The organism is Andreprevotia chitinilytica DSM 18519, assembly GCF_000711875.1.
Lineage (GTDB): Bacteria > Pseudomonadota > Gammaproteobacteria > Burkholderiales > Chitinibacteraceae > Andreprevotia > Andreprevotia chitinilytica.
In genome coordinates this window covers 74,195-100,158 of record NZ_JONM01000010.1, presented here as the reverse complement: position 1 = coordinate 100,158, position 25,964 = coordinate 74,195, and the positions used below count along the sequence as shown (strand labels likewise).

21 protein-coding genes, 1 tRNA gene and 1 other RNA gene are annotated in these 25,964 nt (G+C 60.1%); 18 read left to right on the top strand and 5 right to left on the bottom strand.

Annotated features, from left to right (window positions below):
• The first annotated feature begins 381 nt into the window (after positions 1-381).
• The 9 genes from BR41_RS14265 to BR41_RS14225 all read left to right on the top strand — a co-directional run bounded on the left by BR41_RS14265 (position 382) and on the right by BR41_RS14225 (position 7,723).
• Positions 382-2,109, top strand: coding sequence for a tetratricopeptide repeat protein (locus BR41_RS14265; protein ID WP_051710991.1), 1,728 nt, complete (start codon positions 382-384; stop codon positions 2,107-2,109).
• A complete protein-coding gene (gene lolB, locus BR41_RS14260) occupies positions 2,109-2,657 on the top strand; it encodes a lipoprotein insertase outer membrane protein LolB (protein WP_035057966.1) in 549 nt (182 codons plus the stop codon). Before BR41_RS14265 ends, lolB begins: the two co-directional genes overlap by 1 nt.
• The gene (gene ispE / locus BR41_RS14255) at positions 2,657-3,526 is read left to right on the top strand and encodes a 4-(cytidine 5'-diphospho)-2-C-methyl-D-erythritol kinase (protein WP_035057962.1); all 870 of its coding nucleotides are present in this window, start codon (positions 2,657-2,659) and stop codon (positions 3,524-3,526) included. Before lolB ends, ispE begins: the two co-directional genes overlap by 1 nt.
• Positions 3,527-3,543: 17 nt before the next feature.
• A tRNA-Gln gene (locus BR41_RS14250) sits at positions 3,544-3,620 on the top strand.
• Between the two features lie 61 nt (positions 3,621-3,681).
• Positions 3,682-4,632, top strand: a complete 951-nt coding sequence (locus BR41_RS14245; RefSeq protein WP_035057959.1) for a ribose-phosphate pyrophosphokinase — start codon at positions 3,682-3,684, stop codon at positions 4,630-4,632.
• Between the two features lie 103 nt (positions 4,633-4,735).
• Positions 4,736-5,314 carry a 50S ribosomal protein L25/general stress protein Ctc gene (locus BR41_RS14240; protein WP_035057956.1) on the top strand — a complete coding sequence of 193 codons (579 nt, stop codon included), beginning with the start codon at positions 4,736-4,738 and terminating at the stop codon, positions 5,312-5,314.
• A 108-nt stretch (positions 5,315-5,422) separates the two neighbouring features.
• Positions 5,423-6,037, top strand: coding sequence for an aminoacyl-tRNA hydrolase (pth, locus tag BR41_RS14235; protein WP_035057953.1), 615 nt, complete (start codon positions 5,423-5,425; stop codon positions 6,035-6,037).
• The gene (locus BR41_RS14230; RefSeq protein WP_035057950.1) at positions 6,034-6,654 is read left to right on the top strand and encodes a nucleotide-binding protein; all 621 of its coding nucleotides are present in this window, start codon (positions 6,034-6,036) and stop codon (positions 6,652-6,654) included. Before pth ends, BR41_RS14230 begins: the two co-directional genes overlap by 4 nt.
• A gap of 28 nt (positions 6,655-6,682) precedes the next feature.
• On the top strand, positions 6,683-7,723 hold the full coding sequence (locus BR41_RS14225; RefSeq protein WP_169741307.1) for a CobW family GTP-binding protein: 1,041 nt from the start codon (positions 6,683-6,685) through the stop codon (positions 7,721-7,723).
• Positions 7,724-7,743: 20 nt separating this feature from the next.
• Here BR41_RS14225 and BR41_RS14220 read toward each other — a convergent pair whose 3' ends face one another.
• The 5 genes from BR41_RS14220 to BR41_RS14200 form a co-directional block, all read right to left on the bottom strand.
• Positions 7,744-8,274 carry a hypothetical protein gene (locus tag BR41_RS14220; RefSeq protein ID WP_035057947.1) on the bottom strand — a complete coding sequence of 177 codons (531 nt, stop codon included), beginning with the start codon at positions 8,272-8,274 and terminating at the stop codon, positions 7,744-7,746.
• 147 nt (positions 8,275-8,421) lie between these two features.
• Entirely contained in the window at positions 8,422-8,910 is a 489-nt protein-coding gene (locus BR41_RS23030; RefSeq protein WP_051710988.1) for a hypothetical protein, read from the bottom strand.
• 136 nt (positions 8,911-9,046) lie between these two features.
• The gene (gene ccsB, locus BR41_RS14210) at positions 9,047-10,357 is read right to left on the bottom strand and encodes a c-type cytochrome biogenesis protein CcsB (protein WP_035057944.1); all 1,311 of its coding nucleotides are present in this window, start codon (positions 10,355-10,357) and stop codon (positions 9,047-9,049) included.
• A complete protein-coding gene (locus BR41_RS14205; RefSeq protein ID WP_245615908.1) occupies positions 10,354-12,321 on the bottom strand; it encodes a cytochrome c biogenesis protein ResB in 1,968 nt (655 codons plus the stop codon). Before BR41_RS14205 ends, ccsB begins: the two co-directional genes overlap by 4 nt.
• 147 nt (positions 12,322-12,468) lie before the next feature.
• On the bottom strand, positions 12,469-13,095 hold the full coding sequence (locus BR41_RS14200; RefSeq protein WP_035057938.1) for a c-type cytochrome: 627 nt from the start codon (positions 13,093-13,095) through the stop codon (positions 12,469-12,471).
• A 165-nt stretch (positions 13,096-13,260) separates the two neighbouring features.
• On the opposite strand from BR41_RS14200, the gene yihA reads away from it, so the two are divergent.
• The 9 genes from yihA to BR41_RS14160 all read left to right on the top strand — a co-directional run bounded on the left by yihA (position 13,261) and on the right by BR41_RS14160 (position 25,608).
• Positions 13,261-13,893, top strand: a complete 633-nt coding sequence (gene yihA / locus BR41_RS14195) for a ribosome biogenesis GTP-binding protein YihA/YsxC (RefSeq protein WP_035057935.1) — start codon at positions 13,261-13,263, stop codon at positions 13,891-13,893.
• Between the two features lie 349 nt (positions 13,894-14,242).
• Positions 14,243-14,626, top strand: coding sequence for a response regulator (locus BR41_RS14190; protein WP_035057932.1), 384 nt, complete (start codon positions 14,243-14,245; stop codon positions 14,624-14,626).
• A gap of 57 nt (positions 14,627-14,683) precedes the next feature.
• Positions 14,684-15,046, top strand: a complete 363-nt coding sequence (locus BR41_RS14185; protein ID WP_035057929.1) for a response regulator — start codon at positions 14,684-14,686, stop codon at positions 15,044-15,046.
• Positions 15,047-15,085: 39 nt separating this feature from the next.
• Positions 15,086-15,592 carry a chemotaxis protein CheW gene (locus BR41_RS14180; RefSeq protein ID WP_035057926.1) on the top strand — a complete coding sequence of 169 codons (507 nt, stop codon included), beginning with the start codon at positions 15,086-15,088 and terminating at the stop codon, positions 15,590-15,592.
• Between the two features lie 51 nt (positions 15,593-15,643).
• Positions 15,644-17,806, top strand: a complete 2,163-nt coding sequence (locus BR41_RS14175) for a methyl-accepting chemotaxis protein (RefSeq protein WP_035057923.1) — start codon at positions 15,644-15,646, stop codon at positions 17,804-17,806.
• 86 nt (positions 17,807-17,892) lie between these two features.
• The gene (locus tag BR41_RS14170) at positions 17,893-23,856 is read left to right on the top strand and encodes an Hpt domain-containing protein (protein ID WP_035057920.1); all 5,964 of its coding nucleotides are present in this window, start codon (positions 17,893-17,895) and stop codon (positions 23,854-23,856) included.
• Positions 23,857-23,919: 63 nt separating this feature from the next.
• A non-coding RNA gene (locus BR41_RS23660) (sX9 sRNA) lies at positions 23,920-23,995 on the top strand.
• A gap of 21 nt (positions 23,996-24,016) precedes the next feature.
• Positions 24,017-24,763: a copper homeostasis protein CutC gene (locus tag BR41_RS14165; protein ID WP_035057917.1), complete on the top strand. Its 747-nt coding sequence runs from the start codon at positions 24,017-24,019 to the stop codon at positions 24,761-24,763.
• Positions 24,764-24,864: 101 nt separating this feature from the next.
• A complete protein-coding gene (locus BR41_RS14160; RefSeq protein ID WP_035057914.1) occupies positions 24,865-25,608 on the top strand; it encodes a substrate-binding periplasmic protein in 744 nt (247 codons plus the stop codon).
• Positions 25,609-25,964: the final 356 nt, after the last annotated feature.

Below are 25,964 nucleotides of genomic sequence, written 5' to 3'. Positions count from 1 at the left end.
AAGCGCGCCGTGGTGTGAACACCACAAGCGATTCGCGACACGGCGATGCGCCCGAAATGCCCTAAACCCTCTACGTGAGAGGGATTTAATCCGTTGCCCTGTGATGGGGCTGGACCAGAAAAAGGTCAAGGACGTTATGGTGCCCCTTGAAAATAACCTGATTAGACTAGTTGTCGTTACATGCTCGACGACAGGCCTTTTTCTGGTCTAGCGCAGCCGCGAAACCGACGTCAACAGCGCCTATTCCCGTCGGGCAGAGCCAACGGAATTCCCGTAAGATCGTTCTGTCTATCACAAACCCAGTTTCGGATGGTAGCCGCTATGGCCTGCATGACCCCCTTGAAGCCGATTCCCTTGTCTTTGCGTCTTGCGGGAGTCGGCGTGGCGCTAGCCTGGCTGCTCGGCGGTTGCTCGACGGCGCCGGCCCCGCAGGCCAAGCCGGTGGCTGCTGTGCCGGTCGCGAGCGCACCCGCCGCGGTTGATAACGACCAGGCGAGCGATGACGACGACAAGTTCACCAACCTGCCCAAGATCGAGCTTAGCGATGAATTGCTGATCCGCTTCCTGGTCGGCGATATTGCATTGCAACGTGGCGGCGGCCAGCTTGCTGCGCAGACTTGGCATGATCTCGCCAAGCGCACCCATGATCCTCGCGTCGCCAAGCGTGCGACTGAAGTCGCGATCGGCACTGGCCAGCTCGGTCTTGCCCGCGAGGATACGCAAATCTGGATCGATGCCGCGCCAGAATCCCAGCCCGCCAAGCAAGTGATGCTCAGCCTGTTGTTGCGGGCCAACCGACTGGACGAAGCCAAGCCCTATCTGGAAAGCTTGCTGCAGGCGCAGCCCAAGGAAATCTCGCCTTTCTTTGCCCAGTTGCACCTGTTGTGGGACAAAAGCACCGATCGCAATGCGGTGCTGAAACTGACCGAAGAGCTGACCGCACCCTATCCGCAGTTGAGCGAAGCGCAGTTTGCCCATGCCGTAGCGCTCGCCAATGTCGGCCAGACCGATGAGGCGCTCAAGCTGCTGGATAAGGCCGAAGCGCTCAAGCCGAATTGGGAAGCGCCGGTGCTCTACCACGCGCAGTTGCTGCCCGAACAAGACCGGCTGGACTATCTGCAAGCAGCGCAAAAGCGCCATCCCAAGCTGGTTTCGCTGCAGGCGTCGCTGGCGAAAGAGCTGGTGACACAAAAACGTTTTGCCGAAGCCCGCGTGCTTTATGAACAGGTGTTGGTACAGCAGCCAACAAACCTCGAGGCGTTGGTGGGCTCCGGCCTTGTGTCCCTGCAAATGCACGATCTGGAAACCGCTGATAAGCGGTTGGGTGCCGCCATCAAGATTGCGCCGACACCGACGAGCAATCTGCGTTTCTACATGGCGCAGATCGCCGAAGAGCGTCATCGCAGCGACGAGGCGTTGGGCTTGTACGAACAGGTCGAGGGTGAGATGAAGCCTTTTGCCGACCAGCGTCGTATTCGCTTGTTGGCAAAAGCCGGCCGTGTCCAGGAGGCGCTGGCACTGCTGGACGCCCAAGCTACGAGTGATGACGATTCAAAAGTCGAAAAAATCCAGCTCAATGCGCAGATCTGGCGCGAAGCCAAGCAATATCCGAAGGCTTATCAGGTGCTCTCCGACGGTTTGCTCGCAACCCCGGACAACCCGGATCTGCTCTATGACCGCTCGCTGGTCGCCGATTTGATGGATAACGATGCAGCTGCAGAAAAAGACCTGCGTCGCATGCTCGAATTGCAGCCCGATAGCGTGCAAGGACTGAATGCGCTGGGCTATACGCTGGCCAATCGCAATCGGGCGCTGGAAGAGGCGGCCAAGCTGCTCGAGGCCGCTATTGCCAAGGAGCCAGATAACCCGGTCATCATCGACAGCATTGGTTGGCTGCGTTTCCGCCAAGGCAAGCTCAAGGAGGCGCGTGACCTGCTCTCCCGCGCGCATGGCCTGATGGACGACCCGGAGATTGCGGCGCACTACGCCGAAGTGCTGTGGGCATTGGGCGACAAGGCAACGGCGCGCAAGGTCTATGACGCGGCCCTGCAGATCGATCCCGCGAACGATTCGCTGCAAGAAACCAACAAGCGCCTGGGTATTCGCTGATGCGGTTTGGGCTTGGCATGGCGCTTGTCGGCATCACGTTGATTGCCGGCTGCGCCGCGCCACCGGTGAAAGCGCCTGGAACTGATTTCGCCGCCAACGGCCGCCTCGCGGTTCGTGGCGAAATCAACGGCAAGACCGTGTCCGAAACCGCCAACTTCCGCTGGCGGCGCAGTGGCGAACGAGTTGAAGTCGAACTGGGTAGTCCGCTCGGGGAGACGCAAGCCCAACTCACGTTTAGTCCCGATGAGGCCGAAGTCCGGCTGCCTAACGGCCGTACTGCCCAGGCGGCCGATGCGGATTCGCTGCTGGAAGAGACCACCGGCTACGCGATCCCGGTTACGCCGTTGCGCTGGTGGATCGAAGGACGACCGGCTCCCGTCTTGCCGGTGCTCGATGACGGCGACACAGACACTACGACCGGGCGAGGCTTTACCCAGGCGGGGTGGCACGTAGCGCTGAACAATGTCTCCGCCCAAGGTTTTCCAAAACAACTCCATTTGCAGCGCGACGCACTCGACGTGCGCATCGCCATCACCGACTGGCCTTGATGTCTTCCAATCCCGTGTTTTCCGATCTTGCTGGCTGGCAGGCATTTCCTGCACCGGCCAAGCTCAATCTGTTCCTGCATATCGTCGGCCGCCGTGTGGATGGCTATCACCTGCTGCAATCGGTGTTCCAGCTGATCGATTATGGCGACACGCTGTACCTGCGCGTTCGTGCCGATGGCGAGGTGATGCACCACAATCCACTCCCTGATGTGCCGGCTGAATCCGATCTGATCGTGCGTGCTGCGCGACTGCTACAAGCTGAGACGGGTTGCTCGTTGGGCGTTGATCTTGGCATTACCAAGCGGCTGCCAATGGGGGGCGGACTCGGCGGGGGTAGTTCCGATGCCGCCACCGTCCTGTTGGCGCTGAACCGGCTCTGGCAACTTGGCTTGTCCCGGCAGCGATTGATGGATATTGGCCTCAAGCTCGGGGCCGACGTGCCGTTTTTTATCTATGGCCGCAATGCATTTGTTGAAGGGATCGGCGAAATCATGACGCCAGTCGAGACGCCGGCTGGTTGGTTCGCAGTCGTCCATCCCGGCGTGCATGTGCCGACGCCCGCCATCTTCAAGGCTGATGACCTGGTGCGCGATACGCCACCGATTGCTGCGCAAGATATTGATTACGCAGCAGTTCGCAATGACATGGAGCCGGTCGCTTGCCGGCTGTTTCCTGAAATCGCCGCGGTGCGTGAGTGGCTGGGCCAAACGCTGCCTGCGCGCATGACTGGCTCTGGTGCATGTCTTTTTGCATTTGATGCTTCACAAACCGAAATCGTCCATGTAATATCTCGGCTTCCTGACGGGGCGACCGGATTTGCTGCCAAGGCAATCAGTCGTCATCCGTTGTACGAGTTAGCTGTGGACTAGTCCATAAGCGATTCGATAGGGGAGTCGCCAAGTTGGTTAAGGCATCGGATTTTGATTCCGACATGCGAAGGTTCGAATCCTTCTTCCCCTGCCAATTCGAAGATAGAAAAGCGTGTACGCCCGTTACACGCTTTTCGTTTTTTCAGGGTTCGGAAATGGCTTACGACAGCCTCATGGTGTTCACTGGCAATGCTAACCCCAAGCTTGCCGAAGACGTGGTCAATCATCTGGATATCTCGCTCGGCCGTGCTACGGTTGGCCGGTTCTCCGATGGTGAAGTGACAGTCGAGTTGCTCGAAAACGTACGCGGTCGCGATGTCTTCGTGCTGCAATCGACCTGTGTGCCGACCAACGACAACATCATGGAAATGATGCTGATGGTCGATGCGCTGAAGCGGGCCTCTGCCGGCCGCATCACCGCTGCGATCCCGTACTTCGGTTATGCACGCCAGGATCGTCGTCCGCGCTCCGCCCGTGTGCCGATCTCGGCCAAAGTCGTGGCCAACATGCTGCAAGTGGCTGGTGTGGACCGTGTTCTCACCGTCGATGTACATGCCGACCAGATTCAGGGCTTCTTTGATATCCCGGTCGACAACATCTATTCGACGCCGGTACTGCTCTCCGATATCCGCGCACAAAACTATCAAGACTTGATGGTCGTGTCGCCAGACGTGGGTGGCGTACTGCGTGCCCGTGCCATGGCCAAGCAGCTGAACGTCGATATGGCGATTATCGACAAGCGTCGCCCGAAGGCTAATGTGGCCGAGGTGATGCACATCATCGGTGACGTCAAAGACCGTACCTGCGTGATCATCGATGACATGATCGATACCGCAAATACCCTGTGCAAGGCCGCGCAAGCGCTCAAGGCGCATGGTGCAAAGCGAGTGATGGCATATGCCACGCACCCGGTTCTGTCTGGCGCTGCCGTCGAGCGTATTCTGCAATCGGATCTCGACGAAGTCGTCGTGACCGACACGATCCCGCTGCCGGATATGGCGCGTGGTTCGCAACGCATCCGCACCGTCTCCATCGCCGAATTGCTGGCTGAGACGATGCGTAGAATCAACAACGAAGAGTCGGTTTCCACACTATTCGTGGATTGATCGATACTTGGTTTCTTAAGTATTCACGGGAAATTCGTCCCGGAATCGCAGGTCAGTCTGGTCGCGGGTGGCCTGCGTATCTAAGAAGTAATGGAGTTACATCATGACTTATCAAATTGAAGCCCAAGCCCGTGCGGAGCAGGGTACCGGTGCGAGCCGCCGCCTGCGTAATGCCGGCAAGCTCCCGGGCATCGTGTATGGCGGTGACAAGGCCCCGGTGGCCGTGGTCCTCGACCATAACAGCATGTACTACAAACTGCAGGAAGAGGCTTTCCACACTTCGCTGGTTCAGCTGTCGGTTGATGGCAACGTCGAGCAAGTGCTGGTTCGTGCGGTCAACTACCACCCGTTCAAGCAACTGGTGCTGCACGTTGACTTCCAACGCGTGAGCGATGCCACCAAGGTTGAGCTGCGTGTGCCGTTGCACTTCGTTGGTGCTGAAGAGTCCGAAGGCGTGAAGCTGCAAGGCGGCACGATCAGCCACATCCTGAACGAAGTCCAAGTGCGTTGCGTTGCGACCAAGATTCCGGAATTCCTGACTGTTGATCTGTCCATCCTGAACGCTGGCCACGCTATCGCTCACTTGTCCAGCATCAAGCTGCCAGAAGGCGTCGAGCTGACTGCTCTGGCACGTGGTGAAGACTTGGCGGTTGCCAGCCTGAACGGTGCCAAGGCCGTTTAAGCCTGTCTTGCTCCGTGAAAACCCGCCCGGCTTCGGCCCGGCGGGTTTTTTCTTGTCCGTGCGATAATCGCAACCTGACCTCGACATCAACTCCACAACTGCACACGCATGTCTCAGATCAAGCTCATTGTTGGCCTCGGCAATCCCGGGGCGGAATATGCCGATACGCGGCATAACGCCGGTTTCTGGTGGGTGGATGAACTCGCCCGCGATGGCGGCGCAACGCTACGGCACGATGCCAAATTCCACGGCCTTGCCGCCAAAGCCCGCCTTGATCGCCATGATGTCTGGCTGCTCGAGCCGCAGACCTTCATGAACAAGAGTGGCCTTGCTGTGGTGGCGTTGGCGCAGTTCTACAAGATTCTGCCGGACGAGATTCTCGTTGTGCATGACGAGCTCGATCTTCCGGCTGGCCAGATCAAGCTCAAGCAAGGTGGTGGGCACGGCGGGCATAACGGCTTGAAGGACATCCAGGCGCATCTTTCCACGCCGAACTTCTGGCGACTGCGGATCGGTGTCGGCCACCCCGGCAACCGCAACGAAGTGATCAACTGGGTGCTCAAGCCGCCGCGCAAGGAAGAATACGAAGCGATCATCGATGCGACCACGCGTGCGCATCAGATCGTTCCCAAACTATTGGCGGGGGAGATGGGCGCGGCAATGCAGTTGCTGCATACCGACGACACGAAGAAGCGTCCGCACAAGGCGTCCCCCGACGCATGAAAATCATCCTGATCGCCAATCCGAAGGGCGGTAGCGGCAAATCGACGCTGGCTGCCCATATCGCTGGATATTGGGCCTGGCAAGGCGAGCGGGTGATGTTGGGCGATCTGGATCGGCAACATTCCGCGAAGCGCTGGCTGGCGTTACGCCCCGATCGTTATCCGACCATCACCGGTTGGGAGGTCAAGGACGGCGAGCCCGCCAAGCCTCCCAAAGAGACGACTGCCGCGGTGTTGGATAGCCCGGCCGGTTTGCATGGCAAACGGCTGGAAGCGGCACTGAAAGTCAGCAACCGTATCCTGGTGCCGGTGCAGCCGGCCGCATTCGATATGTGGGCCAGCGCGGATTTCTTCCGGCTGCTGGCGGAAGAAAAAGCCGTGCGCAAAGGCCAGGTCGAAGTTGCCGTGGTGGGGATGCGGGTGAATCCGCGTACTCAGGCGGCCAAACAGCTCGATGCCTTTTTGCGCGAATTCGATCTGCCGGTACTGACGCAGATTCGGGATACGCAGCTGTACGTGCAGTTGCAGCCCCGTGGCCTGACCTTATTTGATCTGCCCAAACCGCGCTTTGAGCGCGACTACGCGCAATGGGCTCCCATCCTCAACTGGCTGAAGTGACGTGGCTGAAACCAACGCAAAAATCCCCGTGAATCTCGTGACCGGCTTTCTCGGTGTCGGTAAAACCACGGCGCTGCTGAAATTGCTGGCCGATAAGCCGGCCGATGAATACTGGGCGGTGGTGGTCAACGAATTTGGCGAAGTCGGCATCGATGGTGCGACGCTGTCGGGCGACGGCGGCGATGCGGTGCAAGTCGCCGAAGTCCCCGGCGGCTGTATCTGCTGCACCACCAGCCCGATGTTACGCGTAGCGCTGGGCAAGATCGCCAAGGGCGGAATAGAGCGCAAGCGGCCGGATCGGTTGCTGATCGAACCGTCCGGCTTGGGCCATCCGGCCGGCATCGTTGATCTGCTGCGTGATCCGATGGTGGCAAGTGCCTACGAATTGCACGCGGTAGTCACCCTGCTTGATCCACGCCATCTTGATGATTCGCGCTATACCGGCAACGAAACCTGGCGGGATCAGATTGAATTGGCCGATGTGCTGGTGCTGAATAAAGCCGATCTGGCCGAAGCGGTTCAGATCGATCGCGCGTTGAAGCTGGGTGACGCGCTGTTCCCGCCCAAGCTTGCTGTCGTTACTGCAGTGAAGGGCGCATTCGACGCAGCGTTGCTGGATCTGGCGCTCGATGCCAGTCGTTGGCCGGATGCGCCGCAGCCGCATCAACATGGCTTGGCGGCGCAAACATCACTGGCACCGCGCAGGAAAAGTCGGGATGTTGTTGCGGAGCCAGTCAGTTGGCCGATCCGCAAAACCCAATCCAGTCTTGGTTCGCACAGCTGCGGCTGGATTTATCCGCCCGATGCCATGTTCCATTCGGCTGCCTTGGCTGCGCTGTTCGAGCAATTGAGCGATCCGGTTGCATTGGGTTTGCAAGGGTTGTCTCGTGCCAAGGGGGTGTTCCACACCGAACGCGATTGGTATCGCTTCGACTGGGTGGATGGCATGCCCGGCGCAACGGTATCGGCCTACCGCCGGGATTCGCGTTTCGAAGTGATCGTCGATGCAGCAACGCCGCCTGATTGGGCGGCGCTAGAGGCTGCGATCGCGGTGGCTTTGATCGCTTAACGGCTTAAGAGGTTGCCGCATTATCCCTGCAAGATGGCGATGATCTGCGCTTTGTAGGTGCGCGCCATGCCGCTTTGGCCCTTGGCGTTCATGCGCCTTTCCCAGTGATCGAGACAGTCGCCCAAGGCTTGTGTGTCCTTCACGCGTGGTACGACGGTCTCCAGCCATTCATCCAGTTCGCCGGTCAGATGGGTGCGATTGGTGACATACAGAATGTGTTGAATGCGGGCGAGCTGTCCGGAGCTCACGGCTTGAACGCCGGCCGGAAGCGCAGGGGAAGCCACTGGTGCCGGGGCCGCAGCAGGGGTGTTGCTTGGGGCGGGGGCGAATGTCGCAACGCTGCCGGGTACTTTCTCGATCAGCGCATCCCACTCCAGCGCCATCAAGCCTTGCACCAGTTCGCGCCCCTCCAGCGGGGTGACCAGCGAGGCAACCGGTTTGATGCCGTCGATCTGGATCAACAACTGCCGGAGCTTGACGGAGATCCCGCTGGAGCGGTTGATCATCTCCTCCAAGCCTTGCTGGGTCTTGCGATACACGACGCCTTGCATTGAGCTTCCCCCGGTTTTTATTGCATCGAAACGCAAGCGTCATATTCTATGGCAAATCAGTAGGGCGAGCGCGGGAAAAGGCAATTGGGCCTTTCCAGCTGCTTGCTCTGCCACAAAGTGGTTCTGCTTGCGCTCGGTTTGAGTGGATCAGGCCGAGAGCGCGGACGTCACTTCGCGCTGACAGGTGTCCGCCACGCCGCGGTGGCCGGAGCGTCGCAACGCGGTCAGGCAGTCATCGACGGCGGACTGCAGCTCGCCGGCGCTACGTGCCCCGAGCAATGCCGCATCCAGGCGTTCCGCCCACTGTTCCCCGAGATATTGCTGGCTACAGGCATGGATGACTTTGCGAATGGCGGCAAGACGATCCGGCGCAAGAGCATTGGATTTTGCCGCGATGACCGGTGTTGCTGGATTGAGCAGGGGATTGCCTGAGCGGACTTCGATCAGATGTAGGTCGAGCAGGCGGTTGAGATGATCGGTGAGGTCTGCCCCGGCCGACATCTGCTGCAATTCGCCTTGCGTGCGTTTGCCGTCGATCACGATCAGCAACTGGCGCAAGCGCGGTGTGATTTGCAGCGTGCGCTCGGTGAGTTCGCGCTGGCCCTTGTCGGTTTTTTGATAGATCACGCTGTCCATTTACTAAGCCCCCATACCAGATGCTTGTTACAGATTAAGACAGCATATGCAAATTGAATAGTACGGGTAAACCCGAACACAAAAAGAAAAAGCCCTTGTAAACAAGGGCTTTCCGGGTTGGTAAGGCAGATGGGTTTTATAGTCCGCCGTAAGAATGCAGGCCGGAGAGAACCATGTTGACGCCTAGGAAGGCGAATGTAGTTACAAGTAGTCCCACAACAGCCCACCAAGCCAAGATGTCCCCGCGCCATCCTTTAACCAGTCGGACATGCAGCCAAGCTGCATAGTTGAGCCAAACGATTAGCGCCCAGGTTTCCTTTGGGTCCCAGCTCCAGTATCCGCCCCATGCGTCGGCGGCCCAAGCTGCGCCCAGAATTGTCGCGATGGTGAAGAACAAAAAGCCTAAAGCAATTGCCTTGTAGCTGATCTCGCTAAGTATGTCCGGGTTTAGCGGGAATGCACTTAACACGCCTCTGTTTAGGGCGATGCCGAGAATTGCAACGGCGGCGAAGAGAAGGAAGCTGCCGATAGCAACGACCGGACCGCTTTGTGGAAACCATTCGCTACTTTTTAATTGGAGGCAAACGGCGATTGCTACTAGCACGGTAGCGGCCAAATAGCCGACGATCTTTGTCTCTTTTTTGAGTGGCGCCGATGGGGTTGCCAGAAGTTGCGCCACTCCCAGCATTGCCGACAAGGCAAACGAGCCATAGCCGATGAAATTCGCCGGTACATGAATCTTCATCCACCACGATTGCAGTGCGGGAATTAGTGGCTGGATTTCATGTGCTTGCCGGTCGAACGTGTACCAAAGGATGAAGCCGACCGCTGCCGAGATCACCAGCAGTACGAAGGCGCCCATGCTGCGTGCCTTGTAGCGTGCCGAGTAATACAGATACATCAACGACGTGATCAGGCAGAACAGCACGAACACTTCATACAGGTTCGAGACGGGGATATGGCCGACATCTGCGCCAATCAGATAACTCTCGTACCAGCGCACCAGTGACGAAGAAAGTGCGGCGGTCGCGGCGGCCCAGGTGAGGCCGGAGCCGATGGACAGCGCGGTTTCCGAGCGGCGCAGCACGCCAAGCCAGAACATGGCGGTGGCGAGGAAGAAGCACACGCACATCCACATCACCAGCGATTGGCTGGCCAGTAGGTATTTGAGCCAGAACGCGGTCTGCGCGCGGGCAAGGTCGCCGTGGTAAAGGCCAATGCCTGCCAGTGCGATTGCAGCGCACGTCGGCAAAAAGACGCGAAGCGCCGGCCAGAACCAGCCCAGCCCGATCATTGCGCCGGCAGCGCCGATCAGGATGGCCTGCTCGTAGTAATCCATGAAGCTGCCGTAGCGACTGAAGGCGATGCCGCCGGCAATCAGCACCAGCAGGGCGAAGATGAAGTCGAACGGGCTGCGGGCAGCTAGCCGTTGGGCGGTGGCGTTCATGCGGAATCTCCGGTTTCGGGCAGGAGCGCGGTGCGGTGGCGCTCGAATTCACGGTCGAAATCACTGCTGCGGCGGTTGCTGCTCATGGCGAGCAGCGTACGCCCGTCGGCCACGCGCAACCACAGTCGTTCTTCGCGAATGTAGAACATGCAGAAAATGCCGAGCACCAGCAGGATCGAGCCCAGATAGACGACGTTCTTGCCCGGTGAGCGAGTGAGCTGGAAGCCGCTCGATTTGACTTCGGTGAAGCCGACCGGCTGTAGGTAAACCTGCGGGCCGTAGTCGAACAGTGAGCTCGCTGCGACCAGACTATCCATCAGGAAGCGGTAGTGCTCGGGATCGACCGGCAATGGTTGCAGACCGGCGCGTTGCTGGGCGACATCCATCGCATCGACGGTCGCGCCTTGCAGGATTTTCAGATAAGTCTGCGCGATGCCTTGGCGTTGCTCTTGCGGTACTTTGGCAACGAGGAATTTCTCCAGCGCGGGGAAGCCGCCTTGGGCGAATTGCTGCAGCACGCTGGTGGTCACTGCCTCGAACTGATTGCGGTTGGTGGCCGAGAATGCACCATCCTTGAAGGCTTTGTCCGCCGTGCGTTTGGCGATCTCCGGCCAGGTGCGTTGGTCGAGCAGCGTGGCGCGCAGTCGCTGGAAGGTATCCGGCTTCATATCGTCGTCGAGCGGCATGCGCACGAAACTGAATTGATCCGTGACCGCGTGGCGTACACCGGAAATCAGGTAGTTGGCGCCGCTATCGTTGAATGGTGCGAGGTAGTTCAGGTATTCGGTGGCTTGGCCGGCGCTGTCGCGCAATTTGAACTGGATCGACGGGCCGAGATTCTTCAGGTTGCGCTCGGCACGCACCGAGCGGGCCGAGGCCAGCGCTTGCGAGAACTGATCGACTGCGACGGCCGAGGTCTGTGCCGCGAGCTTGCCCATGTTCTCGATATTGAAAACGCGCAGGTCGCCGAATTCGAGTGTGTATTTTTCTTGGCCGTTCTGAAACGGTTGCTCTGATTGCGAGCGGCCGGCGAGGGTCGTCTGCTGACCGGTCATCAAATCCCAGCGAGCAAATTGCAGCGGCGAGCCGCCATCGCCAAAGCTGGATTGGTAGATCGCCACGCCATCGACAATCAGCGGTTTGTTTACTTCGACCGTACCGCTCTTGAGTAGCTTGCCGGCGTGGTCGAACACGTCGATATCGGATGCAAACCGCTTGGGCTGGCCGGTGCTGTAATGCTCGACATGGAACTGCTTGAGTTTGAGGACGAATGGCAGTTCCTGCACGAAATAGCCATTGCCGGCGTTGAGGAACACGACGTCACCGCCGCCGCCTTCCGATAGCGTGACATTGCCGCGGAAGGAGAGGTTGCTGGCGTCGAGCCGGCTGTGTGGCGGCACCTGGCTTTGCGGCAGGTCACGGGTTTCGGCGACTTTGCCGCCGAATACTTCGCGCAATTTCAAAGGTAAGTTGCCATCAATAATGAAGCCGATGCAGATGACGACAATGGCGGAATGGGCGAAGAAGTAGCCGAGTTTTTGCCAGCTGCCACGCTTGGCCGCGAGTAGCGTCACGCCGTCCTCGGTGCGTGTTTTCCAGCGGAAGCCATGCTGCTTGAGCCAAGCCTCGGTCGCGGCTTGGTCTGGCGTGCCATCAATCTCGGCGTGATGATGGATCAGCCGCAGCGAGTTGTAGCTGGCACGTTCGCGATAGCTCTTGATGTCGCGCAGCATGCCCGGCACGTGCCGGTAAATGCACAGGCTGACCGAGACGATCAGGAAGCCGAGGATGCCGAGAAACCAGCCGGCGTGATAGACATCGAACAGGCCGATCGGCTCGAAGATCGAGAACCAGAAGTCGCCGAATTCGAAGTGGTAGTTGGTGTAGGGCTCGTTCTGCTTGAGCACCGTGCCGATGATCGAGGCGATGGCCAGCACGGTCAGCAGGCTGATCGCGAAGCGCATCGAGGAGAGAAGCTCGTATAGCGCGCGGTGAAACGGAAGGAGGCGTCGGGTCGTCATCAAGTAGAAAAGGGGCGTTGGCCGCCCCTTTGTTCGTTCGCGGCCGGGTTAGGTTCCGTGAACAGAACCCGGTTCCGGCTGGCGAGAATATTAATGCAGGGCCTGGATGTATTCGGCCACGGCTTTGATGTCGGCATCGGACATCTTGGCGGCGACTTGTTGCATTGGCGCGTTGTTGGTGCGATCGCCGATGCGGAAGGCTCGCAATTGCGCATCGATGTAGGCGCTGTGCTGGCTGGCAACGCGCGGGAACTGCACCGGAATGCCGGCGCCGCTCGGGCCGTGGCAGGCCATACAGGCTGGCAGTCCCTTGGCTGCGATGCCGCCGCGGTAGATCTTCTTGCCGGCGTCGATCAGCGTCTTGTCAGAGGCGCCACGTTCTTTGGGTTGTTGCGCCGAGAAGTAAGCGGCGACGTTTTTCATGTCGGCATCGGATAGCGTGGATGCCATGCCGAGCATGACCGGATTCTTGCGCTTTTGCGCCTTGAATTCGGTCAGCTGTTTGTAGATGTATTCCGCATGCTGGCCGGCGAGACTGGGGTTGGCGGACGCGGCGCTGTTGCCGTCGATGCCGTGACAGGCGGCGCAAACCTTCTCGACGATTTCCTTGCCCTTGGCTGGATCTCCCTTGGCCACCGGGGTGGTGGATTCGGCAAATACGCTAGATGCCATCATCGTCAATGCTGCTGCCAGTGCGGTAACGAACGCGCGCTGCATAGGTTGCTCTCCCAAGCAAATTCGCCGATTCGTCGGCGGCTAATGAATCAAATCCTGCTATTCTATAGCAATAAAGATATTGCAAGAAATACTGCCGAACCACTCGCCCGCGTACTGTCTTATTCAGACTCTTCTTTGTCGCGCGGCACCCCTGAGAACCACTCAATGTCGCTGTTTCGCGGACTCAAATTCCTTACCACCGTCAATGATCTGAAAATGCTGCCGAACGAAGGCATCGAAGTGGCCTTTGCCGGGCGCTCGAATGCGGGCAAGTCGAGCTCGATCAATACATTGGCCAATCACACGCGGCTCGCTTTCGTCTCGAAAACGCCGGGCCGCACGCAACATATCAACTATTTCGATTTTGGCGAAGAGCGCCGGCTGGTCGACTTGCCGGGCTATGGCTATGCCGATGTGCCGGCGCGGGTGCGGGCGCACTGGGAAAAGCTGCTCAGCCAGTACCTGGTGGGCCGCGAAAACCTGATCGGTCTCGTATTGATCATGGATTCGCGCCGGCCGCTCACCGAGCTGGATCGCCGCATGCTCGACTGGTTCCGGCCAACCGGCAAGCCGGTGCATTGCCTGCTGACCAAGTCCGATAAGCTCACCACGCAAGAGCGTATCAAGACGCTGCGCGCAGTCGAGGCGGAGTTCGCCGACGATCCGCAGGTCACGGTGCAGCTCTTTTCCAGCCTGAAGAAGCAAGGCGTGGAAAATGTTGAAACGGTTGTGGGCGCCTGGTTTGATGCGATCCGATTCGAACAGAATCAGCAAGATGAAACGACGGACGGTATTTAAATGTCATTGAACTTTGCGCGAGGCTTTCTATCCTAGGAGCTAGGTGCGCCCCCGCACCTCCCGCTTTTCCTCCCTGAGCGGGTGCCCCGGCCACATTGCCGGGGCCTATTACACCCCGGTCGATTTCCCCTTGGGCCGGGGTTTCTTTTTGTCTTTTCGCCATTGCGTGCTTCGGCGGCTACGATCTGAAAGTAAGGTTTCATGTGGCAAGCGCTAGGAGAATTCCCGTACGCCCCGCATCAGCCTTGTCTTATTTAATTTTCAATCGGTATGATCGCGAAAAAGAGGTATGCGGAAAGCATGTCGTCGCGTGACGATTGCGCGCTGCCGAAATAATCTGGAGGAGTTCATGTCGAATCTCGCTGGCGTAAAAGTGATGGTCATCGACGACAGCAACACGATTCGCCGTAGCGCCGAGATTTTTCTCGGCCAGGCCGGGTGCGAGGTCATCCTGGCCGAAGACGGGTTCGATGCGCTGGCCAAGATCAGTGATCATCAGCCGGACGTGATCTTTGTCGACGTCATGATGCCGCGGCTGGATGGCTATCAGACCTGCTCGCTGATCAAGAAAAACCCGCGCTACAAGGCTACGCCGGTCATCATGCTGTCGTCCAAGGATGGCTTGTTCGATCGCGCGCGCGGCCGGATGGTCGGCTCAGATGAGTACCTCACCAAACCCTTTACCAAAGACAGCCTGCTCTCTGCCGTCGACGCGCATGTGAAGCAGGTCTAGCGCTCGGCCCGTTCGCGCCGTTACGCTGTCAATAATTTGCAGAATGAGGAACACCTTATGTCTATCAAGAAAATCCTGATCGTCGATGACTCCCCGACCGAACGTCATTTCCTGGGTGAGTTGCTCACCAAGAACGGTTTCCAGATCCTGACCGTAGAGTCCGGCGAAGAAGCGGTCGCCAAGGCCAAGGAACTGATGCCAGACCTGATCCTGATGGACGTCGTCATGCCGGGGATGAACGGTTTCCAGGCCACGCGCACCATTAGCCGCGACGAAGCGACCAAGCACATCCCCATCATCATGTGCACGTCCAAGAATCAGGAAACGGACAAGGTCTGGGGCAAGCGTCAAGGCGCGGTCGAATACGTCGTCAAGCCGGTTGATCCACAAGAGTTGCTGGCCAAGATCGCCGCGCTCTAAACCCTCGCACCCTCACTTTCCTACGCCCCGGAGCCGGCCATGGCCAAGCGCATCAGTCTGCGGGAATACCAGCAAGGCGTGGTTGAACGCCTGAAAACAGCCACCGCGACCGCGCAGGTCGACGCGCGGCTCGGCGTTCGCATCGGTACCGACAACTGGTTGATCGATCTGGCCGACGTGGCCGAGGTGATGCCGGTGCCCGTGGTGTCCAGCGTGCCGCTGGCCCAGCCCTGGTTCAGGGGTGTGGCGAACATCCGCGGCAATCTTGTCAGCGTGTCGGATGCCAGTGCCTTTTTCGGCGGCCCCGATCTGCAAACGAGTCAGGCGGCGCGTTTGATGCTGTTGCATCCGCGTCACATCCTGCACTCCGCAATTCTGGTTGAGCGTATGCTCGGCCTCAAACACTTGGCTGACTTACAGCAGGACGACGCACCGCATCCCCGCGCGAGCAGTAGCTGGCGCGATGCAGGCGGGCAACGCTGGTTCGCGCTCGACGTCGCGGCGCTGGCGGTTGATCCGGCGTTTCTGCAAGCCGGCACAGTTTGAAATCACACAGATAACTGAATAAATAAGATTGCATCGGGAGCGAGACGAACCATGGCACTGAAACTGGACGGCCTCACCAAGTTGTTTGGCCGCAAAGCGCCGAAAGCGGAAGCGAAAAAAGGCTACGAGCCCACCAAGACCACCTGGATTCTGGAAAAGATCCGCCTGCCGGATACCGATGACGCCGCTGCACTCAAGCCGCTGCCGCTCATTGGTCACATGCCGGCGCGGCAACAGATGGCCTTGCTGGCGCTCATCGTGGCGGTCTCGGTGGTCCTGTTCGGCGCCACCGCCTTGATTTCCTATCAGGAAACCACGACCAACGCCGGCCGCCGCTCGATCGCAACCGAAATGCAGATGTTGTCGCAGCGTCTTGCCCGCGCGTCTACGCAAGCGGTGCAAGGGCAGGCGGATGCGTTCCCGATTCTCGAATCGGCGTTCCAGAACTTCGACACCGATCTGAACGAGCTCAAGGGCAGCCACAGCCTGTTCGGTGGCGGTAGCCGCGAGGTGATCGAGTCGATCGAACAGACCTGGAATGCCTCTTATCGCATGAACCCCAGCCGCCCGACGGTTGATTCGATCCTGAAGCAAAAAGACGCCTTGATCGACGTGGGTAAGCGCGTTTCCAACATTAACGCCAACGATGCCAAGCTGCTGGAACAAACGCAGCAATTCGCATCGCTGCTGGGCGAATCAGGTGGTAACACCCGCGAACTGGAATACGCGAACCAGCTCTCGATGTTGTCGCAGCGGATGGCGAAAAACGCCAACGCCATGCTGGCGTCTGAGCTGATCAACCCGGAAGTGGTGTTCTTGCTCGGCAAGGACGTATCGACCTTCAACGACATCATCGCCGGCTTCATCGACGGTAGCGATGCGTTGCAGATCCGCCCCATGTCCAGCTCGGCGCTGGTCGAGCGGCTGAACAACATCAAGACGACTTTCCACGACTTCGAAGTGGTGGTGACCTCGTTCTCGAAGAACATGCAGCCGCTGGTCAACACCCGCCTGGCCAATCAGGCCGTGGTGAAAGACTCCAACAAACTGCTGACCGATACCATCGAACTGTCCGCCAGCTACGAAAACCGCTTTGGCAGCTTCCTGACCAATGCGCTGGAAGTCGCGTTCATCGTCATCGCCGTGGTGTCCGCCTACCTGCTGTCCCGCGTGTTCAACCAGGAAGCGGTGCGTCGCCGGATGGAATCCGAAGGCGAGAACAAAAAGAACCAGGAAGCCATTTTGCGCTTGCTGAACGAAATGTCCGATCTCGCCGACGGTGACCTCACCGTACGCGCCTTGGTGACGGAAGACTTGACCGGCGCCATCGCCGACTCGATCAACTTCACCATTGAAGAGCTGCGTAACCTCATCGGCGGGATCAACCGCGCGACCGAGCAGGTGAACCGCGCTACCGACAAGGCCCAATCGGTATCGAACGAACTCCTGTCCGCCGCCGAACGCCAATCCAACGAAATTCAGGACACCACGACGGCCGTCGACCGCATGGTGCATTCGATCCAGGGCGTATCGGGCAACGCCGCCGAATCCGCCAACGTGGCCCAGGCATCGCTGTCCGCCGCCGAGCAAGGCGCGGTGGCGGTACAGAACCAGATCAAGGGCATGGGCGAAATCCGCGAACAGATTCAGGAGACCGCCAAGCGAATCAAGCGGCTGGGCGAATCCTCGCAGGAGATCGGTGAAATCGTGGAACTGATCTCGGACATTACCGAGCAGACCAACGTGCTGGCGCTGAACGCCGCCATTCAGGCCGCCGCCGCCGGCGATGCCGGCCGAGGCTTCTCGGTGGTTGCCGAGGAAGTGCAGCGACTGGCCGAACGCTCCGGCGAAGCCACCAAGCAGATCGGCGCGATCGTGAAGACCATTCAGACCGATACGCACGATGCCGTGGCCGCTATGGAACTGTCGACCCAGGGTGTGGTGGAAGGGGCCAAGCTGTCTGATGCCGCCGGCAAGGCGCTGACCGAGATCGGTCGAGTCTCGCGTGAACTGGCGAAGCTGATTGATTCGATCGCCCACGAAACCGAAGATCAGACCCAGCTGGCGGCCCGCGTGAACACCTCGATGCGCGATATTCTGTCGATCACCGAGCAAACCACCGAAGGCACCAAGCAATCGGCTCAGATCGTCGGCCAGCTCACCAGCCTCGCCCAAGACCTGAAAGACTCCGTTTCGGGCTTCAAACTCGCCTGATCGCCCGCTGGGGCCGCCCATCGGATCAAACTGACCATCTATAAAGACTGCGGGGGCAATTAGCCCCCGCTTTGCGAGACCCCGCCATGAGCGTTCATACCGAATTCGACCAAGGCTCGCTGATCTGGGTAAAAGGCGAGCTGGAGCAGACACTGGCGCGCGCGGCCGATGCGCTTGCCCGTTATGCCAGCGCGCCTGCCGATGCCTCTGATACCGCCTTGCTCAAGCATGCCCAGACCCACCTGCACCAAGCCGCTGGCGCGTTGCAGATGGTCAGTCTCGACGGGTTGGCCCGGTTCGTCGAAGAAGTCGAACAGGTCGTTGCCGCAGTCGCCCGTGAAGAAGTCCCGCCCGCGGCGCTGACGCAGGCCAAAGCCGCCACCGCCGAGGCCGGCCGCTATCTCGAAGACCTGGTGGCGGATGTACCCAATCAGCCCATGGCGCTGTTGCCGCGCTTTGTCGAGCTGGCAGCGCTTCGCCGCGCCAGTCAGAGTGGCGCGGAGCTGTTCTTCCCGCAGTTGACCGAGCTGGAGTTGCCCAAGTCCTTGCCGGCCCGCGCGCTCGGGCCGGGGGAGTGGGCGAACTGGCTGCGTGAACAACGCCGCCGTTTCGAAGCCGCCTTGTTGCGCTGGATTCGCGATCACGATCCGGCCGCTGCCGCCGTACTCGGTCGTGCCTTGGCCGAAATCGCCACCGTACAACCGCAAGGGCTGGCCAAGGCTTTCTGGTGGACGGCCTCGGCCGTGGCGGAAACGCTGCCGACGCGCGCACCGCTCGATCTCGATCTCAAACAACTGCTGCTGCGGCTCAATATGCAGCTGCGGCGCTTGTCCGACGGCTCGACCAAGGTCGCCGAGCGCTTGTTCCGCGATCTGCTCTACGCGCTTGCCAGCGATCACTCCGGCAGCGCGCTGGCCGGACAACTCAGCACCGCATTCGATCTCTCGGATTTGCTGTTCGATGTCAGCGCCAACGAGGCGGTGGCAGAGAACGAAAGCAATCGACAGCATGCACGGGCGTTGCGTGAAGAACTCTCCGCCGCCAAGGAAGTCTGGACGCGCGTCGCGACCGGTCAGCGTGAGCGCCTGCCGACCTTGCAGGCTGAAGTCACCAAGCTGGCGGATCGCACCGCTGCCTTGCAGATCGAAGGGTTGGCACCGCTGTGGCAAGCGATGTCCGCTGCCTGCCTGCGCTACGCTGATGCTGGCGTGAGCGAAGGCGATGCGCTGGAAATGGCCACCGCCTTGCTATTGGCCGACAACGCCCTGGCCAATTATCCGACCCGCTCGCCCGACTTCGCCGCGCAAGCCGAAGTGATGGCGCATCGTCTGGCCGATCCGAGCGCGGCGACGATGGATGCGCCGCAGCTGGATGAAGTCAGCCGCGAAGCGCAGGAAAAGCTGTTGCAGGCTCAGTTGGCGCAGGAAATGCGCACCAATCTGCAACAGGTAGAAGAGACGCTCGACGCCTACTTCCGCGATCCGGGCACGCAGGCTGCGCTCAAGCAGCTTGATCCGGGCCTGCGGCAAATCCAGGGCGCGTTGATGATGCTGGAGAAGCACGACGCCGTGGCGTTGTTGCAAGCCAGCCAGCAGCGCATCCAGCGCTATGCCGCCCAAGAAACACCACCACCGCCGGCTGAGCTGGAAGAGCTTGCCGAAGCGCTGTCGAGCCTCGGTTTCTACATCGATGCCATGGCGCAAGGCCGGGATGAGGGCAGCGACATGCTCGCGCCCAGCCTCGCCCGCCTGTTGGGCGGCGATGTTGAAGAAGTGGCCGTGCCGGAGCTGGCCGAGCTGGAGCAAGAGCCCGAACTGGCTCCGCCGCCCGCCGTTGCCGCGCCGGTTGAGACGGAACCGGTGGAGGCACCGCGCGCGTTGCCGTCTTCCGACGAGGCGGTCGATGCCGAATTGCTGGAGGTCTACCTCGAAGAAGCCGTCGAAGTGTTGGCCACGATCGACGACAACCTCGCCGTTCTGCGCGCCAATCCGCACGACCGCGAAGCGCTCACCGTGCTGCGGCGCAGCTTCCACACGCTCAAGGGGAGCGGCCGCATGGTCGGCCTCAACCTGCTGGGCGAAGTCGCTTGGGGCATCGAGCAGACGCTGAACAAATGGCTGCAGGCAGAACAACCTGCTGCCGATGCCTTGCTTGCGTTGGTTGGCGACGTGCACGTCGCCTTCGCCGGCTGGGTGGAGGAGCTGGCGCAGAGCGGTAGTGCGCAGGTGGATGAAGCGCCTTGGGCCGCACGTGCCGAAGCCCTGCGGCACCAATTCGACAATGCCCCGGCAGAGCCCTTGCAAGAGCTTGAAGTCGACACCGCGTCGTCGTCATCGGAGTCGGCCGAGCCGGTCAGCGATGAAGTGCAGATTGGCGATGTCACGGTATCCAGCACCCTGTTCGCCATCTTCCGTGACGAGGCGACCCGCCACGTTGCCACGCTGAAAAAGGGCGCCGACGTGCTCGAAGCCGGCGATGTGCCGCCCGGCAATTTCGAACTGGCTGCGCACACCTTGGGCGGTATTGCCTCGACCGCCGGCTTCCGCCCGCTTGGCGAGCTTGCCTATGCGCTCGAACACTCAGTACAGCAGCTCGGGAAAACGCCGGGCTCCGTCATCAGCCATGCGCGTGAATTGACCAGTGCCGTTGCCAAGCTCGACCGTATGCTGGGCACCGTATTCGCCTTGCAACCGCCGGAAAGCCCGGAACCGAACCTGAGCGAACTCGTCTCGCTGGCAAACGAGCCGCTGGTTCTGGCACTGGATGAAACCAATATCGACGTCGGCGAAGCGCTGGTCGAGCTGGTGGTTGATCACCCGGAGCTGGAGGAAGTCGTCACGCCGGCCGAGCTGCCGCATGTCGAGCCACTGGAAGAGATCGATTTCTCGCTCGATCTGGGCAGCCTGGAAGCGCCTGTTGCCGCGCCGCATGCCGAACCGCTCCATGAGCAGATCGTCGACGCGCCTGAAGCTCACGCCGCGACCGATGCCACCTTGGCAGAAGTTGATGAGCTGGCGATGCTCGATGGCGTTGCCGCCGCACCGGTTGCTGAACCGGTTGCCGGGCACGACGCCGTGCATGATGAGGATTTGGCCGCGCTGGCTGATCTGATCGAACTTGATCTGGATGAAGCGCCTGCGCCGCATCCTGTTGAAGTCGCCGCCGAGCCTGATGAAATTAATCTCATCTTGTCGGACGAGCTGCTGGATGCCGAGCCGGCCGAAGTGCCGGCCGCGCCTGTAGCGGACTTTGTGATCCCGACTGCGCCGACCGAAGCCGCTGGGGATGCGCTCGACGAAGGGTTTGATCTCACGCTTGATGAAGCACCGGCCGAGCCGGCAGTGGCCAGCACACTGACGGAAGAGGCGACCGCTGCCGAGCCGGCATTCGACCTCGATCTGACCGAGCTTGATGTACTGGTTGATGAACCCGTCGCAGAGGCGCCCGTTCAGCCTGAGTCCCACGCCGAGCCCGTTGTTGAGGCCCCCCTTCTCGAACAATCCGAGCAATCTGAAGAAGAAGACGTCCCCGAACTCCACGAGCTGGTTGATCTGCCGCCGGCCGAATCCGACCTCGCTGCTGAACTGTTGGTAGAGCCGGCGATTGAACCGACTGCGGTGGCTGAACCCGAACCGGAGGTTGAGACGCTTCTGATGAGCGACGAGGCGGTCGAGCTGCTGCTGACCGAAGAAGAGCCGCAAGCCAAGGGCGATAGTCTGGCTGCCCAGGCAGCCGAGCCGCCGGCTGCATTTGCGGCCCCCGAGGCCGCGTCTCCGCTTGCCGCGCTGTTGGCGACCATTCCCCTCTCGCTGAATGATCGCAAGACCGAGCTTGAAGCCGCGGTGGTCGATGAAATCGACGATCAGCTGTTGCCGGTCTTCATCGAAGAAGCCGATGAATTGATGCCGCAAATCGGCGACGCGCTGCGCAGCCTGCGCGAGCACGGTGTGCCGGCGGCGGTGAACACGCTCAAACGTACGCTACACACCCTCAAGGGCAGTGCGCGGATGTCCGGTGCGATGCGCATCGGTGAAGCCACGCACGAGATGGAATCACGTCTGCTTGCCAGTGCCGCTGAGGTACCGGGGCCGGCGCTGCTCGATGAGCTTGAAGCCGATTACGACTTGATTCTGGCTATCTACGACGAACTGACCGGTCGCAAGAAACCGGCCAAGCCGGCTGCCGGTGCCGAGCAAGTCGCCGCCACCGCAACCGCCGCACAGCCGCTGCTGGCCGCGCCGGATGCCGAAGGCAAGACCACCATTCGTGTGCGTTCCGAGCTGGTCGACGAACTCGTCAACCAGGCCGGTGAAGTGGCGATTGCCCGGTCGCGAATCGAAGCTGAAATGCTGGCGGTCAAGGGCTCGCTGCTTGATCTGACCGATAACGTGACCCGTCTGCGCGGCCAGCTGCGCGAGCTGGAAATCCAGGCTGAATCGCAGATGCAGGCGCGGGTGAAGGAGTTTGAAGTCCAGCATCAGGACTTCGATCCGCTCGAATTCGACCGCTTTACCCGTCTGCAGGAAATCACCCGCTTCATCGCCGAAAGCGTGAACGACGTGGCGACCATTCAGCACAACCTGTTGAAGAACCTCGACGATTCCAGCGCTGCGCTCACCGCGCAGAACCGGATGACCAAGGAGCTGCAACAGAGCCTGATGCGCGTGCGCATGGTGCCGTTCTCCAGCGTGTCCGATCGCTTGTACCGCCTCACGCGTCAGACCGGTAAAGAGGTCGGCAAGAAGGTCAACCTGGAAATCCGCGGCGGCCGCGTCGAAATCGACCGTGGCGTGCTGGAAAAAATGATTTCGCCGTTCGAGCACATGCTGCGCAACGCGATCGACCACGGTCTGGAAACGGTGGAAGAGCGTGCCACCGCTGGCAAGACCGAGTTCGGTGAAGTCGTGGTGGAAGTGCGGCAGGAAGGCAACGAACTGGTCGTGATCCTGAAGGACGACGGTCGCGGCATGAACCTGGAGCGCATTCGCGCCAAGGGTGAATCGCTCGGCCTGATCGCGCCGGGTAGCGAGCCGACCGACCGTGATCTGATGCACCTGATTTTCGAGCCGGGCTTCTCCACCGCATCGAACGTGACGCAAATCTCCGGCCGTGGCATCGGTATGGACGTGGTGAAGAACGAGATCGGTAACCTGGGTGGCCGCGTGGATGTGACCTCTGCGGTTGGCAGCGGCACCACGTTCACCATCCACCTGCCGCTCACGCTGGCAGTCACGCAAGTGCTGCTGGTCAAGGCCGGCGAGCGCTTGCTGGCGATTCCGTCGGTGATGGTCGAGCAGGTGCAGGAACTGAAACAAGAAGCGCTGGCGCGGCTCTACAGTGCCCGCGAGCAGGAATGGCTGGGCGGGAAGTACCCGTTTGCCTACTTCCCGCGTCTGGTTGGTGATGGCCAGTCGGTGCCGGAGCAGAAACGCTTCTCCACCGTCTTGTTGTTGCGTTCCGGCGTTGATCGCATGGCCTTGCATATCGACCACCTGGTGAAGAACCAGGAAGTCGTGGTCAAGCAGATCGGCACGCAGCTGGCCCGTGTGCCAGGTGTGGCTGGTGCGACCGTGCTGGGTAACGGCGACATCGTGTTGATCGTGAATCCGCTGGCGCTGTTTGCGCGTGGCGAAATCGCGCCGACGCAGAAGAAGGCCGCTGCTGCGCCGGATCAATTGCACACCGCGCCATTGGTGATGGTGGTCGACGATTCGCTCACCGTGCGCAAGATCACGACTCGCTTGCTGGCACGCGAAGGCTTCCAGGTGGTGACCGCCAAGGATGGCGTCGATGCGCTGCAGCAGCTGCAGGATGTGACACCGGCCGTGATGCTGGTCGACATCGAAATGCCACGCATGGATGGCTTTGAGCTGACCCGTAACGTGCGCGCCGATGATGGCACCAAGCACATCCCGATCATCATGATTACCTCGCGCACGGCCGACAAACACAAGAACGTGGCGTTTGATATGGGCGTGAACGTCTTCATGGGCAAGCCGTTCCAGGAAGAAGAGTTGCTGGGGCACATCCGCGAATTCACCGGGGCCTGAGAACCATGCCCGCAAAACTACTGCGCGACCGGCAATCGGGGGCGCGCGGTGCTCGGAATCCTCATGTATCGCTCATACACTCCGGTTCCTGTGCGCCGGGCTTCCCCGCCTGCCGGGCGCTCGCTACGTTTTCCGGGCAGGTTCTGACGGGAGTGGTGGAATGATCGAGCTGGAAATCTGTGCGGGCTCGGTGGCGAGTTGCCTCGCTGCCCAGGCTGGCGGTGCGGTGCGCGTCGAGTTGTGCGACAACCTGCTGGAAGGCGGCACCACGCCTTCCCACGGCACCATCGCCGCCGCGCGGGATCGGCTCTGGATCACACTCAATGTGATCATCCGTCCGCGTGGTGGCGATTTCCTCTATTCGGACGACGAGTTCGAAGTCATGAAGCGCGACGTGCTCGCGTGCAAGAAGATCGGCGTGGATGGCGTGGTGATCGGCCTGCTGACGACCGATGGCGATATCGACGTGGCGCGTACCCGTGAGCTGGTCGAGCTGGCTACGCCGATGCAAGTCACGTTTCATCGCGCCTTCGACGTGGCACGCGATCCATTCAAAGCGCTGGAAGACATCATCGCGTGCGGCTGCAACCGGCTGTTGTCATCCGGGCAAGAAGCGAGTGCGCTGGCCGGTGCGGCCTTGCTCAAGCAATTGAGCGAAGCCGCCGCTGGTCGCCTGGCCGTCATGCCGGGTGCGGGGGTGCGCGCCAACAATATTGCCGATCTGGTGCGCCAGACCGGTTGCCGCGAATTCCACACTTCGGCACGAGCTCCGGTGCCCAGCGGCATGCGTTATCGCAATGAGCGCGTGAAGATGGGCGGGCCGGGGCTGGATGAGTACAGCATCCTGGAAACCTCGCCGGACATGGTGCGGGAGATCCTGCAGCTGGCCGGCGATGCGTTGGCCTAACGATTGCGCCACGCTGCCGGCATGACGATCGGGAGCGCATGCACTACGTTGGAAGCTGGCGTGGCCACTGCTGCGCTCATGCGTAGAGTCAGCAGGGATTCATGATGCGCTTTGCGGCAATGCTCGCTTTTCTTGTCTTCGCCACCATCGGTCCCGCTCACGGTGCCGAAGTCAAAATGGCGTTCGGCGAGAAAATCCCGCCCTTCTGCTTTCCTGAAACCAATTCCGGCATCGAGCTGGAAGTGATCGGTGAATCTTTGGCCTATCGTGGTCACGTGCTCAAACCGCTGTATTTCTCGTTCGCCCGCGTGCCGCTGGCATTCAAGAAAGGGGAGGTGGATGCGACGATGACGGATCTGGGCGAGGATTTGACCCCCTACGGGGGCTTCTACGGCGATCCGGCGGTGTTTTACGACAACGTGTTTTTAACGCTGAAAGAAAAGAACTTCACCATCAAGAAGCCGGACGATCTGCACGGTTTGACGGTCGTGTCATTTCAAGGTGCGAGCAAGCGTTACCCGGATTGGCTGGATGCGGTTAAAAAAGCCGGTCATTACTACGAGCTGGCTGATCAGGAGCTACAGGTGCTGACGCTCAATGGCGGCCGGTACGACGTGGTATTGAGCGATCGCAATATCTTCAAATACTTTACGTTGAAGCTCAAAAAGGAAACCGGCTTCCAGCCCAAACCGACGCAAGAACATCATTTCGTCAAACTCAATCCGCTGGATTACCGGCCGATATTCCGGGATAAGTCCGTGCGCGATGATTTCAACGTGGGCCTCAAGCATTTGAAAGAGACGGGGCGCTATCAGGCGATTTACGACAAGTACCTCAAGGAATAGGTGGCTATGCGCCTTCGGCGCGAGTAAAGGCGTTACAGCGCGTTCCGCCGCGTGGACGGGGAAGGGACTTTGTCTCGCCAAAGCCCCCTCCACCCCAAAGGCGACCCCCGCTGGGCGGCCTTCCAGGCTACCCTCGGTCGGTCGCGAGCCTAAGGTCTCGGGACACTCTCTCGGCGCTTAGCGAAAGGGGGAGAAAACCACCAGTGCAACCATTGCAGAAGCAAAAGCCGGCAACTGTTTGCATCGTTCGTAGGGCGCAATCCCCGAAGGGCATTGCGCCGCATCTATGTCTGGAGAATCGAATGTTCACAATCAAAGGTCGTGAACAGGCTTTAAGGATCACTCATCCTTATCCG